Annotated in this window: 16 protein-coding genes; 12 read left to right on the top strand and 4 right to left on the bottom strand. The window is 67.9% G+C overall.

The window, feature by feature from the left end:
- Positions 1-45: 45 nt before the first annotated feature.
- Together ABZ720_RS02020 and ABZ720_RS02025 are read left to right on the top strand one after the other, a co-directional pair.
- A complete protein-coding gene (locus ABZ720_RS02020) occupies positions 46-1,734 on the top strand; it encodes an acyl-CoA dehydrogenase family protein (protein ID WP_366553276.1) in 1,689 nt (562 codons plus the stop codon).
- 28 nt (positions 1,735-1,762) lie between these two features.
- Positions 1,763-2,767 carry an isopenicillin N synthase family dioxygenase gene (locus ABZ720_RS02025; RefSeq protein ID WP_366553278.1) on the top strand — a complete coding sequence of 335 codons (1,005 nt, stop codon included), beginning with the start codon at positions 1,763-1,765 and terminating at the stop codon, positions 2,765-2,767.
- Between the two features lie 4 nt (positions 2,768-2,771).
- On the opposite strand, the gene msrA is transcribed toward ABZ720_RS02025, so the two are convergent.
- From msrA to dapB, 4 genes are read right to left on the bottom strand one after another with little or no spacing between them, the layout of a single operon-like run.
- Positions 2,772-3,428, bottom strand: a complete 657-nt coding sequence (msrA, locus tag ABZ720_RS02030) for a peptide-methionine (S)-S-oxide reductase MsrA (protein ID WP_366553280.1) — start codon at positions 3,426-3,428, stop codon at positions 2,772-2,774.
- Between the two features lie 11 nt (positions 3,429-3,439).
- Positions 3,440-3,910, bottom strand: a complete 471-nt coding sequence (locus ABZ720_RS02035; RefSeq protein ID WP_366553282.1) for a CrcB family protein — start codon at positions 3,908-3,910, stop codon at positions 3,440-3,442.
- A complete protein-coding gene (gene crcB, locus ABZ720_RS02040) occupies positions 3,907-4,296 on the bottom strand; it encodes a fluoride efflux transporter CrcB (RefSeq protein WP_366553284.1) in 390 nt (129 codons plus the stop codon). Before crcB ends, ABZ720_RS02035 begins: the two co-directional genes overlap by 4 nt.
- Positions 4,293-5,114: a 4-hydroxy-tetrahydrodipicolinate reductase gene (gene dapB / locus ABZ720_RS02045; protein WP_366553286.1), complete on the bottom strand. Its 822-nt coding sequence runs from the start codon at positions 5,112-5,114 to the stop codon at positions 4,293-4,295. The genes crcB and dapB overlap by 4 nt, the downstream gene beginning before the upstream one ends.
- A gap of 244 nt (positions 5,115-5,358) precedes the next feature.
- Here dapB and ABZ720_RS02050 point away from each other — a divergent pair, with 244 nt between their 5' ends.
- The 10 genes from ABZ720_RS02050 to thiL all read left to right on the top strand — a co-directional run bounded on the left by ABZ720_RS02050 (position 5,359) and on the right by thiL (position 13,029).
- The gene (locus tag ABZ720_RS02050) at positions 5,359-5,745 is read left to right on the top strand and encodes a thiol-disulfide oxidoreductase DCC family protein (protein ID WP_366553288.1); all 387 of its coding nucleotides are present in this window, start codon (positions 5,359-5,361) and stop codon (positions 5,743-5,745) included.
- Positions 5,746-5,820: 75 nt separating this feature from the next.
- Positions 5,821-6,264, top strand: a complete 444-nt coding sequence (gene rpiB / locus ABZ720_RS02055) for a ribose 5-phosphate isomerase B (RefSeq protein ID WP_366553290.1) — start codon at positions 5,821-5,823, stop codon at positions 6,262-6,264.
- A 55-nt stretch (positions 6,265-6,319) separates the two neighbouring features.
- Positions 6,320-7,618: a serine hydroxymethyltransferase gene (gene glyA, locus ABZ720_RS02060; protein WP_366553292.1), complete on the top strand. Its 1,299-nt coding sequence runs from the start codon at positions 6,320-6,322 to the stop codon at positions 7,616-7,618.
- Positions 7,619-7,659: 41 nt separating this feature from the next.
- Positions 7,660-8,124, top strand: coding sequence for a transcriptional regulator NrdR (gene nrdR, locus ABZ720_RS02065; RefSeq protein WP_275820422.1), 465 nt, complete (start codon positions 7,660-7,662; stop codon positions 8,122-8,124).
- 71 nt (positions 8,125-8,195) lie between these two features.
- Positions 8,196-9,302: a bifunctional diaminohydroxyphosphoribosylaminopyrimidine deaminase/5-amino-6-(5-phosphoribosylamino)uracil reductase RibD gene (gene ribD, locus ABZ720_RS02070; RefSeq protein ID WP_366553295.1), complete on the top strand. Its 1,107-nt coding sequence runs from the start codon at positions 8,196-8,198 to the stop codon at positions 9,300-9,302.
- A 9-nt stretch (positions 9,303-9,311) separates the two neighbouring features.
- Positions 9,312-9,908, top strand: coding sequence for a riboflavin synthase (locus ABZ720_RS02075; protein WP_366553297.1), 597 nt, complete (start codon positions 9,312-9,314; stop codon positions 9,906-9,908).
- A 10-nt stretch (positions 9,909-9,918) separates the two neighbouring features.
- Positions 9,919-11,061 carry a 3,4-dihydroxy-2-butanone-4-phosphate synthase gene (gene ribB, locus ABZ720_RS02080; protein WP_366553299.1) on the top strand — a complete coding sequence of 381 codons (1,143 nt, stop codon included), beginning with the start codon at positions 9,919-9,921 and terminating at the stop codon, positions 11,059-11,061.
- Between the two features lie 10 nt (positions 11,062-11,071).
- Complete coding sequence (locus ABZ720_RS02085; protein WP_366553301.1) at positions 11,072-11,542, top strand: 6,7-dimethyl-8-ribityllumazine synthase; 471 nt, start codon at positions 11,072-11,074, stop codon at positions 11,540-11,542.
- A gap of 5 nt (positions 11,543-11,547) precedes the next feature.
- Entirely contained in the window at positions 11,548-12,042 is a 495-nt protein-coding gene (nusB, locus tag ABZ720_RS02090) for a transcription antitermination factor NusB (RefSeq protein WP_366553303.1), read from the top strand.
- 9 nt (positions 12,043-12,051) lie between these two features.
- Complete coding sequence (thiL, locus tag ABZ720_RS02095) at positions 12,052-13,029, top strand: thiamine-phosphate kinase (RefSeq protein ID WP_366553305.1); 978 nt, start codon at positions 12,052-12,054, stop codon at positions 13,027-13,029.
- The last annotated feature ends 16 nt before the right edge of the window (positions 13,030-13,045 follow it).

A 13,045-nucleotide genomic window follows, 5' to 3' on the forward strand; every position in this document is an offset into this window, starting at 1 on the left:
GCGGCAAGGGCGTGATCCGAGACCCGAAGCGGGAAAACCGTAGCAATGATCTTCTCCTCCGCCGCCCAGACCGGCACGAGCTCGCCCATGCTGCCCGACCTTCTCGATCTCTGCCGCGCGGCACTCCCGGGCGTGGAGCGCTTCGAGGCCGAGGCGCGCCAGGCGCTGTCCGCGCTGGTGGCACCTGGCGGCAAGCCGACCCCCGAACTGCTGGAGCGCGAGCAGTTTGCCGCGCACGGCTATGCCTGGCTGGCCACCTATGTCGCCGCCCTGCGCGAGAGCCTGCATTGGGCGGAGCGGCTCGAAACCGACGCCCAGCTGGGCGAACTGGAAGCGCTTATGCTCCAGGCGCTCTGGGGCGAGTACCTGGGGCAGCTTTCCGGCGGCATCGCGCTCAGCCAGGTCGAGGTTTTCCGACCGCAGGATCTCGGGCTCGACGGCGATAGCCTGCGCAGCCCGCCTGTCCGCCAGTTGATCCAAGGCGGAAACACGACTGCCGTCCGCCGGCGCCTCGCTGACCTCAGCGTCGAAGCCCACTTCGGCCAGCGCGGGCTCGACGAGACCGAGGCCATGATCGCCGAGCAGTTCCGCCGCTTTGCCGATGAGCACGCGGAACGCGCTCACCAATGGCACCTCGCCGACGACCTGATCCCGATCGATGTCATCCAGCAGCTGGCGGAACTCGGTGTCTTCGGCCTCACGGTGCCTGAGGAGCATGGCGGGCTAGGGCTGGGCAAGACGGCCATGTGCGTGGTCACCGAGGAGCTGTCGCGCGGCTACATCGGCCTCGGATCGCTCGGCACCCGCTCGGAAATTGCTGCCGAACTGATCCGCCTGGGCGGCACGCCGGCCCAGAAGGACCGCTGGCTGCCGCGCATCGCCAGCGGCGAGATCCTGCCCACCGCCGTCTTCACCGAACCCAACACCGGCTCGGACCTGGGGGCGCTGCGGACGCGGGCGGTGCGCGAGGGGGCGGTGCGCGAGGGGGCGGTCTATCGCGTGACCGGCAATAAGACCTGGATCACCCACGCTGCCCGCAGCGACCTGATGACCCTGCTGGTGCGCACCGACCCCGACAGCCGGGACTACCGCGGCCTCTCCATGCTGCTGGGCGAGAAGCCGCGCGGCAGCGATACGGATCCCTTTCCGGCAGCAGGCATGAGCGGAAGCGAGATCCCCGTGCTCGGTTATCGCGGCATGAAGGAGTACGAACTCGCCTTCGACGGCTTCGAGGTGCCGGCGGAGAACCTGCTGGGCGGCATCGAGGGCCAGGGCTTCAAGCAGCTCATGGCCACCTTCGAGTCGGCCCGCATCCAAACCGCCGCCCGCGCCGTGGGCGTGGCGCAGAATGCGTTGGAGCTGGGGCTGGCCTATGCGCGTGAGCGCAAACAGTTCGGCAAGGCCATCCACGCCTTCCCGCGCGTCAATGGAAAGCTGGCCTGGATGCTGGTGGAGTCCATGGCCGCGCGCCAGCTCACGCTTTACGCCGCGCGGGAGAAGGACCAGGATCGCCGCTGCGACATCGAGGCGGGCATGGCGAAACTGCTCGCCGCCCGCGTCGCCTGGGCCAATGCCGACGCGGCGTTGCAAATCCACGGCGGCAACGGCTATGCGCAGGAGTATCCCATCTCCCGCGTGCTCTGCGACGCCCGCATTCTCAACATCTTCGAGGGCGCAGCGGAAATCCAGGCCCAGGTGATCACCCGCGGGCTGTTGGCCCCCGGACGCAACTGAGTAGCCCTATCCCAGTACAGGAGCCCGCATGATTCCGATGGTCGACATCGCCAACCTTTTCGCAAGCGACAGCCAGACCCGACGGGAAACGGACAGGGCAATCATGGCGGCGGCGCAAGACAGCGGTTTCATGGTGGTCACCGGGCTGGGAGCCGAGGGCGCCGCCGCCCCGGAATGTCGTAGCGAACTGCTGCGCTTCTTCACCTTGCCGCAGCAGACGAAAGCGCCACTGTCCCGCCGCAAGTTCGCGCCGGACAATCCCAACGTCTATCGCGGGTACTTTCCCGTGCAGGAAGGGCAGGCGACCTGCAAGGAAGGGATCGACATCGGACCCGACCTTCTCGACCCAAGCCGCCAGGAGCCGGGCGACCCGCTGCGTGAGGCGACACCACTGCCCAACGAGCACGATCTGCCCGGCTGGCGTGCGGCAGCTGCACACTACTTCAAGGCAATGGAGGCGACCGGGGCAGCCCTGATGGCATCGATCGCCCGCGGACTCGATCTCCCGGAAAGCACCTTCGCTCCCTATTTCGAACAGGGCATCTCCACCCTGCGCTTGCTGCGCTACCCGCCCAGGTCTATGGGCTCAGCTGACCAACAAGACCCTGAGCTCACCGTGGAGCATCAGGGCGAGCGTCGACTGCTTGCCGGCAAGGCACATGTGGACTCGGGCTTCGTGACGCTGCTGCAGCAGCACGGGGTGAGCGGCTTGCAGGCTCAGTTGCCTGACGGACGTTGGCATGACGTGCCGCCGCAGGAAGGCGGACTCGTGGTCAATTTCGGCAAGCTGCTGGAACGCTGGACCGGCGGACGCATTCGCGCGACGCCGCATCGGATACTCGCCAACGAGGCGGAGCGCTTCTCCATCCCCTTCTTCTACGAGCCGGCGGCCGAGGCCCGGATCGCCCCGCTGCCGCTCGAACATGGGGGAGACTTTGAGCCCTTCGTCTACGGCGACCATCTCTGGAGCGCCATGACCCGCTTCATCGAGTTTCAGGGACTGGAGACCCTGCGGCCGGCGCGCGCCGCCTGAGCCGTCAAGAAGCTGCGACGCCAGTGGGCAGCGGACAGCTCACTCCCGTCCCGGCCAGGCCGCAGTAGCCGGCCGGATTCTTCGAGAGATACTGCTGGTGAGGGTCCTCGGCGAAGTAGAAGGGCGGCGCCGGGCGGATGGTCGTCGTGACCGGACCATGACCGGCACTGCGCAGCGCTGCGGCAAAGCGCGCCGCCGAGGCTTCGGCTTGCGTAAGCTGGGCATCGCTATGCGTGAAGATGACGCTGCGGTACTGGGTGCCGTGGTCGTTGCCCTGGCGCATGCCTTGCGTCGGGTCGTGGCTCTCCCAGAAGACCGTGAGCAGGGCATCGAGAGAGACGACCGCGGGGTCGTAGACCACGCGCACCACCTCGGCGTGGCCGGTCATGCCGCTGCAGACCTCTTCGTAGGTTGGGTTAGGCGTGTGACCACCCTGATAGCCCACCGCCGTCACCCAGACACCGGACAGGCGCCAGAAGAGGCGTTCCGCACCCCAGAAACAGCCCATCCCGAGGTCCACGATTTCCATGCCCTCTTGATAGGGCGGAAGGAGCGTGTGGCCGTTCACATGGTGGGCCGCCGGCGCGGGAAGAGGGGTGTCGCGCCCCGGAAGGGCCTCGCTTGCCATGGGCAGGCGCTGGACGGTCTGACGAAAGAACATGGTGGCCTCCGCTATAACTGCTGCTCTGAAGATGGAGTGGCCTGTGTCCCGCCGCAACGGCGTCGGCACCACAAGCGCCCGAGATGGTGGCCAACCCACACCGAAAGCATCCAGAGCAGCACGGACAGGGTAATCAGGCCGGCACCTGCCAGCAATTGGCCGTCCTGCAGAAAGTGCAGGCTTTCGAGGCTGAAGAGAGAAAAGGTGGTGAAGCCACCGCAGACACCGGTCATCACGAAATGCCGCTGCCAGGCTCCAACGACAAGACAACCCTGCGGACCGATGAGGCTGGCATAGAAGCCGATCAGGGCGGACCCGAGAATGTTCACGGCCAGCGTACCAATGGGCAGCCCCTCGCTTATCTCCGCCAGCGGTGCAAGCGAAAGGCCCCAGCGCGCGAGCCCACCCAGGGCGCTGCCCAGGGCGACGGCCAGGTAAGCGCTCCGCCAAGGCTTGCGGGCGCCTATCTCTGCGCTGCTCACGACCAGGCCCCCATCAGCGCGGCTCCCGCCGTCACCGCCGCGAGGCAAAGCCCCAGCGACAAGAGAAGATTGCCCGCGGTATGCGCAAAGCGCCGGGCATGCAACAACTCCAGGGTCTGCAGGCTGAAGGAGGAGACGGTGGTGTAGCTGCCGAGGAAGCCCACACCGGCCAGGAGCCAGACGTGCGGTTGCGCGGCAAACCACTGCGCCTGCGCGCCCCAGGCCGCGAGAATGCCGATCAGGAAGCTCCCACTGACATTGACCGCGAGCGTGCCCCAGGGAAAACCAGCCGCCAGTCGTCCGACCAGGCTGGAGACGGCGTGTCGTGCCATGCCGCCACAGGCGCTGCCGGCAGCCACCAGCAGGGCTGCGCCCCAGAGGCTCACGCCTGCGCGGCGCCCAGGCCGAGCACGTCGAGCATGCCGTAGAGACCGGCCGGGCGCCCCTTGACCCAGCGCGCGGCCTTCACGGCGCCCAAAGCGAAGACATCCCGGTTGCTCGCACGGTGGCCGAGCTCGATGCGCTCGCCATCACCGGCGAGAATCACGCTGTGTTCGCCGGGCACATCGCCGCCACGCAGGCTGGCGAAACCGATCTCGCCCGCCGGTCGCGATCCGGTGATGCCGCTGCGCCCCTGCCGCGCCACCTCCTCGAGCGCCACCGAGCGGCCCGATGCGGCCGCCTCGCCCAGAAGCAGGGCCGTGCCGGAGGGGGCGTCGACCTTGTGGCGGTGGTGCATTTCCACGATCTCGATGTCGTAGCTGGCGTCCAGGGCCCGGGCAGCCTGCTCCACAAGCAGCGCAAGGAGATTGACGCCGAGGCTCATGTTGCGGCCGTAGACCACGGGAATGCGCTCGGCCGCCTGCTGCAGGGCTGCAAGATCGCGCTCGCCCAATCCGGTGGTTCCGACCACCAGGGCCGTGCCAGTCTCGGCCGCAAGCGCGGCGTGCCGGGCCGTGGCCTCCGGCGTGGTGAAGTCGATCGCCACCTCGCAGTCGGCCAGAACCTGTCGGGTGTCGGCACTGCTCTCGGCGCCGATGTCACCATGCCCGGCCAGCCGCCCCAGGTCCTGCCCCAGCAGAGGGCTTTCGGCGCGCAAGGAACCGCCGACGAGCCGGCAGCCATCGCTTTGCAGCGTGACCGCCAGGAGGCGCCGACCCATCCGACCGCCGCAGCCCAGAACCGCAATTCTTGTCTCTTGCATGACGCCCTCCTTGCCGGCCAAGACTGTGCCATCATAGTGCGGATCGCGTTTGATCTGTGACGCGCAGCGTTCAGAACAAACGCGTGAATCCGCTCTGAATCAATGGTGTAGAGCAGATTCACGACTCAAACCAGGTCGCTTCGCGAACCCGATGTGAGTCGATCTGCTCTACTGAATAACTTCGGAGATGGCTCGCAACCGCCGCTGCTCCGCTATAGGGGGCACGCTCCGCCATGTCGAGGCTATGACTGAGCCGCCACGTCTGACCATCTTCTATGACGGCACCTGCGCGCTCTGCCGCCGACAGAAGGCCTTCTGGGAAAGGCGTACGGCCGCAGGACGCGTGGCCTGGCAAGACATCGGCCGCGATGCCCGGCCGCTGTTGGGCAGCGGCATCAGTCATCGCCGGGCGCTGCATCGCCTGCATGCGCGCACGCCCGATCGGGAGACGCTTACCGGCGGGCGCGTTGTGGTGGCTCTGCTGAGAGAAGTGCCCGGCTTTCGGCGGCCGGCTTCACTTCTGGCACATCCCCCGTTGCTCTGGCTGGTGGAGGGGCTCTACCGCCTCTTGCTGCCCTTGCGCCGCCTGGTCACGGGGCGGCGCTGCCCCGGCTGCGCCAGAGAGGACTGAGCCGGTCCCGGCCTTTCAGGCCCGGGGCACATGTGGTAGCGTCCAGCCACTTCTCACCACAGCGGTTGATGACCCATGTCCAATCGGACGATCGCGTTGGCGGCGGATCACGCTGGCTATGCGCTGAAAGAAGTTCTGGCCGAGAGCCTCCGTAACCAGGGCTATGAAGTCCTCGATCTCGGCACCCACAGCCTCGACTCGGTGGACTACCCCGATTACGGCAAGGCCATGGCCCAGGCCATCGCCGACGGCCGGAGCGCGCGTGGCGTCATTGTCTGCGGCAGCGGAATCGGTATCTCCATCGCTGCGAACCGACACCCGGCGGTACGCGCTGCCGTGTGTCACGACGTGACCTCGGCCCGCCTCTGCCGACTGCACAACGACGCCAACGTCCTGGCTCTCGGCGCCCGGCTGGTCGGCGAGCAGGTCGCAAAGGATTGCCTTGAGGTCTTTCTCGAGACGGAGTTCGAAGGCGGCCGCCATCAACGTCGCGTCGCCAAGCTCGGCGAGACTCCCTGACCCCGCTTGCGCCTGATCCTACGGCTGCACCACCTCGACAAGGAACCAGAATTAGATGACTGCTGATATCCCTCACGCCGGTTTTTTCACCGCTGGTCTCCGTGACGCAGACCCTGCGCTGGCCGATGCCGTCGCCGCCGAGCTGCGCCGCCAGCAGCAGCAGATCGAGCTGATCGCCAGCGAGAACATCGTCTCGCGCGCCGTGCTGGAGGCGCAGGGCTCGGTGCTGACCAACAAGTATGCCGAGGGATACCCCGGCCGGCGCTATTATGGCGGCTGCGAAGCCGTCGACATCGCCGAGGAACTGGCCATCGAGCGCGCCAAGGAGCTCTTCGGCTGCAGCTACGTGAACGTCCAGCCGCACTCGGGCGCGCAGGCGAACCAGAGCGTCATGCTGGCGCTGCTGAAGCCCGGCGACACCTTCATGGGCCTGGCGCTCTCGGCCGGCGGACATCTGACCCACGGCGCCGCCCCCAACCTCTCGGGCAAGTGGTTCAATGCCGTGCAGTACGGCGTGAGCCCCGAGACCGGGCAGATCGACTTCGAGGAGGTCGAGCGCCTGGCCCGCGAGCACAAGCCGAAAATGATCATCGCCGGCGGCTCGGCCTATCCGCGCATCATCGATTTCGCCCGCTTCCGCGCCATCGCCGATGAAGTGGGTGCGCTCTTCATGGTGGACATGGCCCACTTCGCCGGCCTCGTGGCCGGTGGTGCCCATCCCAGTCCCCTGCCCCACGCCCATATCGTGACCACCACCACCCACAAGACGCTGCGCGGCGCGCGCGGCGGCATGGTGCTGAGCAACGACGCCGACATCGGCAAGAAGATCAACAGCGCCACCTTCCCCGGCCTGCAGGGCGGGCCGCTGATGCACGCCATCGCCGGCAAGGCGGTCGCGCTGGGAGAAGCGCTGCGGCCCGACTTCAAGGACTATGCCCGCCATGTGGTGGACAACGCCAAGGCCCTGGCAGAAACCCTGAAGGAAGGCGGCGTCGACATCGTCACCGGCGGCACCGACACCCACGTCGTTCTGGTGGACCTGCGTCCCAAGGGGCTGACCGGCAACGTCACCGAGAAGAGCCTCGATCGCGCCGGCATCACCTGCAACAAGAATGGCGTGCCCTTCGATCCCGAGAAGCCGACCGTGACCTCGGGCGTCCGTCTCGGCACGCCGGCCGGCACCACCCGTGGCTTCGGCGTGGAAGAGTTCCGCGAGATCGGCCGGATGATCACCGAGGTCCTGGACGGGCTTGCGAGCGCCGGCGAGGACAATGCGCTGGCCGAAAATCGCGTCCGCGGAAGAGTGCAGCAGCTGTGCCAGCGCTTCCCGATCTACCCGGACCTGACGGTCTGAGGGCGAGCGTCGCGTTCGAGGGCTGAGCAGGGGGAAAAGAAATGCGCTGTCCGTTCTGCGGTCACGAAGACACCCAGGTGAAGGACTCCCGGCCGACCGAGGACGCCTCCGCCATCCGTCGGCGGCGCCACTGCCCCGACTGTGGGGCCCGCTTCACCACCTTCGAGCGCGTGCAGCTGCGCGAGCTCACGGTGATCAAGTCCGACGGCAAGCGCCAACCCTTCGAGCGCGACAAGCTCATGCGTTCCATGCAGATCGCCCTGCAGAAGCGGGCCGTGGATCAGGAACGGCTGGAGCGCATCGTCAACGGCATCGTTCGCCGCCTGGAAAGCACCGGCGAGGCCGAGATTCAGAGCAAGGTGATCGGGGAGATGGTCATGGACGCCCTTTCGACCCTCGACCCCGTCGCCTATATCCGCTTTGCGTCGGTCTATCGCAATTTCCGCGAAGCCAGCGACTTCGGCGAGTTCGTGGGGCAGCTCGGCGGCGAGCCCGAGGAAGGCTGAGGACACCCCGCAGTCCTCCGCCATTGCCGGCAAGCGGGCCACCGGATACCGGCCGCCATGATCGGGCAGAGATGAGCAGCAGCGACCAGCTTCACATGCGCGCCGCCCTGGCGCTGGCACGCCGGGGCCTGGGGACCACGGCCCCCAATCCGGCCGTGGGCTGCGTGCTCGTGCGTGAGGGGCGCGTGGTCGGCCGTGGCTGGACCCAGCCCGGCGGCCGCCCGCACGCAGAGACCGAAGCACTGCGCCGTGCCGGTGCTGCAGCCGCCGGGGCAACGGCCTATGTCACCCTGGAGCCCTGTGCCCACCATGGCGCCACACCGCCGTGCAGCGACGCCTTGATCGCTGCCGGCATCCGCCGCTGCGTTGTCGCCTGCATCGACCCCGACCGCCGGGTGCAAGGCAGCGGCCTGCGCCGCCTGCGCGATGCCGGGATCAGCGTAGAGGCAGGCCTGCTGCAGCGCGAGGCGGAGGGGATCAATCAAGGCTTCTTCTTGAACCGGACTGCTGCCCGCCCGCTGGTGACGCTCAAGCTCGCAACCAGTCTTGACGGCCGGATCGCCCTGGCCTCGGGAGAAAGCCGCTGGATCACCGGGCCGGCCGCGCGCCAGCGCGCGCACCTGCTGCGCGCCGCGCACGACGCGGTGCTGGTGGGCTCCGGTACCGCGCTCGCCGACAACCCGCGCCTGGACGTGCGCCTGCCCGGACTGGCCGCGCGCAAGCCGCTGCGCGTGGTGCTGGACGCCGGCCTGCGCCTGCCGGGGAGCCACGACCTCATCGCCCGTGGCTGGGAGCACAACACGCTGATCCTGACCCGTCCCGGCCATACGGAGGCGCGCCGGAGCAGCTACCATGCCCGCGGCGTGGAGGTGGCGGCCCTGGCAGATTGCGGACCCGACGGGCGCCCGACGCCACAGGCCGTGCTTGCAGAGCTGGTGCGCCGGGAAGTCACCCGGCTCATGGTCGAGGGCGGTGCCGGTGCTGCGGCCGCCTTCCTCAAGGCAGGGCTGGTGGATCGCCTGGTCTGGTTTCGCGCCGGCAAGGTCATCGGCGGCGACGGTCGCGAAGCGGTCGAAGCACTCGATCTGGCTGCCTTGGCCAAGGCGCCGCAGTTCGAGTTGGAGGGCGTCGAACGCCTGGACGGGGACCTGCTGGAAAGCTGGGTCCGGAAGGAGTAAGGAAGCCCCATGTTCACTGGAATCATCACCGATCTGGGCGAGGTCCTCGTCGCCGACGCCAAGGCCGGCAGCGACCTGCGCCTGTTGCTGCAGACTGCCTGGGACACAGCCGAGGTGCCGTTGGGCGCCTCGGTGGCCTGCAACGGCGTGTGCCTCACCGTGGTCGAGCGCGGGCCGCAGCGCCTTGCCTTTGATGTCTCGGCCGAAACCCTGTCGAAGACGACACTTGATACCTGGCAAGCTGGCCAGCGCATCAACCTGGAGCGCTCCCTGCGCCTCGGCGACGAACTGGGCGGTCATCTGGTCTACGGCCATGTGGACGGTCTGGCCGAGGTGCTGGACATCCGCCGCGAGGGTGAATCCCACCGCTACCGCTTCCGCGCCGACCCCGCACTCCTGCGCTTCCTGGCGCCCAAGGGCTCCATCGCGCTGGACGGCGTGTCGCTCACGGTGAACGAGGTCGAAGCCGACGCTTTCGGCGTGAACATCATTCCGCACACGGCCGAGGTCACGACATTCGGCGCCTACCGGCCCGATGACCGGGTCAACCTGGAAATCGACATGCTGGCGCGCTACGTTGCGCGCCTGCTCCCCAAGCCCGAGTAAAGCCCCTATCATGCCCCAAACGGACGAAGCCTGGCGCCTGTCTTTCAGCGAATTGGTCTCCCCCATCGAGGAGGTGATCGAGGAGGCGCGCAATGGTCGCATGTTCATCCTGGTCGACGACGAGGACCGGGAGAACGAGGGCGATCTGGTCATCCCCGCCCAGATGGCCGGCCCCGAGGCGATCAACTTCATGGCCAAGTACGGCCGCGGCCTGATCTGCCTGGCCATGACCCGCCAGCGGATCGAACAGCTTGGCCTGCCCATGATGTCGCGCAAGAACGAGACGCGCCACGAAACGGCCTTCACGGTCTCGATCGAGGCCCGCGAGGGCGTGACCACCGGCATATCCGCCTCAGATCGTGCCCGCACCGTGGCCGTGGCCATCGATCCGGACAGGGGATCGGAGGACATCGTGACCCCGGGCCACGTCTTCCCGTTGATGGCCCGCGACGGCGGCGTGCTGGAACGCATCGGGCACACGGAAGCCGCCGTGGACCTGGCGCGCCTGGCCGGCCTCTATCCGGCGGGCGTGATCTGCGAGATCATGAACGACGACGGCTCCATGGCCCGGCGCGACGACCTCATCGGCTTCGCTCAGCGCCACGGCCTAAAGATCGCCACCATCGCCGACCTCATCGCCTATCGCCGTCGCTACGACAAGATTGTCGAGCGCACGCTGCAGCAGCCTTTTGACAGCCGCCACGGCGGCCGTTTCGAACTGGCGGTCTACCGCAACATGGCCAGCGGAGCCGAGCATGTGGCGCTGTGGAAGGGCACGATCGATGCCGACAAGCCGGTGCTCGTACGCGTGCATGCCCTTTCAGTGCTCGACGACGTGCTGGCGGACGATGCGCTGGGTCGTGGCGGCGAGTTGCAAGCGGCCATGGACGAGATCGCCAGCGAGGGACAGGGCGTGGTCGTGCTGATCCGCGACCCCTCACCCGCCTCGATTTCTGACCACCTTGCGGCGCGGGCTGCGGGCCGCGATGCCCCGGAAGTGGCCCTGCGCGACTATGGCGAGGGCGCACAGATCCTGCTCGATCTCGGCGTGCGCCAGATGATTCTGCTGCACAACACCCGCCACACCATCGTCGGCCTGGAGGGTTACGGCCTGACCGTCGTCGGCCAGCGCCCCTTGCGATCCAACGATTGAGGAACAGCCCATGAGCACCCCATCCAAGCCGCGCATCCTGGTGGTGGAAGCGCGCTTCTACGACGAGATTGCCGACGAACTCTTTGCCGGTGCCGAAGCGGCCCTGCAGGAAGCCGGGGCAAGCGTCGAACGCCTCCAGGTGCCCGGCGCCTTCGAGATTCCGGCGGCCATTTCCATGGCCATCGCCGCCGCCGACGTTGGCCAGCGCCCGCCCTTCGACGGGTTCGTCGCCCTGGGCTGCGTCATTCGCGGCGAGACCAGCCATTACGACTATGTCTGCGGCGAAAGCGCCCGCGGGCTGCAGGAACTGGCCACGGGCGATCTGGCAGCCATCGGCTATGGCATCCTGACGGTGGAGAATGCCGATCAGGCCTGGGCCCGTGCCGATCGCAAGCGCAAGAACAAGGGCCGCGATGCCGCTCAGGCCTGTCTGCGCATGATCGAACTGCGTCGTCATTTCGGTCTGCACGAGGAGGCGTGAGCGCCTTGACCACTTCACCCCCCGGCCCGAGCCGCCAGGACAAGGTCATGCGCCGCCGGCGCGCCGCACGGCTTGCGGCGGTGCAGGCGCTCTATCAGGCCGATATCGGTCAGGTGGCCCCCGACACCGTGGCGCTGGAATTCCTGCAGCATCGGCTGAGCGAGGATTTCGACGGCTTCACCCTGGGCGACATCGACCAGCAGCTCTTCATCGAGGTCTTCCGGGGCGCGCATGCGGTGCGCGAGGACCTCGACGACATGCTCATGGCGGTGATCGCCGAGGGCTGGTCGGTCGAGCGCCTCGACAGCATGCTGCGCCACATCCTGCGCGCCGCGGCCTGGGAACTGGCCTACCGCCCCCAGGTCCACGCCAAGGTCGTCGTCTCGGAGTACGTCGGCCTGGCGCACGATTTCTTCGATGAGCGCGAGGCGGGCATGGCCAATGGCATGCTGAACCGACTGGCCCGCGAGCTCCGCCCCGACGATTTCCAGGCGGACTAGGCCGCTTCCGTGGTGCGCGGCGAGTTCGACCAGATCGCCCGGTACTTCGCGCCGCTCGCCGCCGGTGCTCCCGGCGCTTTCGGCCTGGGCAACGACGCCGCGGTCCTCAGCCCGCCGCCGGGCGAGGAACTGGTGGTCACCCTCGACACCCTGGTCGAGGGCGTGCATTTCCTGCCCGAGGATCCCCCGGATCTGCTGGCCCGCAAGGCCTTGCGGGTCAATCTCTCGGACCTGGCCGCCATGGGCGCGCGTCCGCTGGGCTACCTGCTCTCCACCGCCTGGTCCTCGCGCATCGACGATGCCTGGATCGAGCGCTTCACCCAGGGGCTGGCGGCGGATCAGGAGACATTCGGCCTGCATCTGCTGGGCGGGGACACGGTCAAGACCCCGGGCCCGCTTACGCTCTCGATCACGGCCTTCGGCAGCCTGCCCCGCGGCGGCGCCCTCACCCGCTCCGGCGCCAAGGCCGGCGATGGGCTCTATGTCTCCGGGCGCATCGGCGACGGCGCGCTGGGGTTGCTGGCGCTGCGTGGCGGGCTGCGTCACCTCTCCCTGAGCGAGCAGAAACTGCTCGAACAGGCCTATCGCCTGCCGGAGCCGCGCTGCACGCTGGGTCCGGCGCTGATCGGCCTGGCCAATGCCTGCCTCGACGTGTCCGACGGCCTGCTGGCTGATGCCGGGCATCTGGCCGAGGAGTCCGGGCTGCAGGTCATCATCGAAGCGCCCGCGGTGCCCCTCTCCGACGCCGCCCAGTCTGCCCTGGCAGAGGATCCGGAGCTTTTCACCCAGGTGCTCACCGGCGGCGACGACTACGAACTCGCCTTCGCTGTCCCGCCGGATCAGCAAGCCCGGCTTGACGAAATCAGCGAGCAATTGGGGCTGCCGCTGACCAGGATTGGCCGCTTCATTACCGGCACGGGAGTGACGGTTCACGACCGCAGAGGCCAGCCTTTGACCCTCGAAGGTCGTGGCTGGGTGCACTTTTAACACCCTTCGGCTCACA

Source organism: Aquibaculum sediminis (assembly GCF_040712085.1).
Lineage (GTDB): Bacteria > Pseudomonadota > Alphaproteobacteria > Kiloniellales > DSM-21159 > Aquibaculum > Aquibaculum sediminis.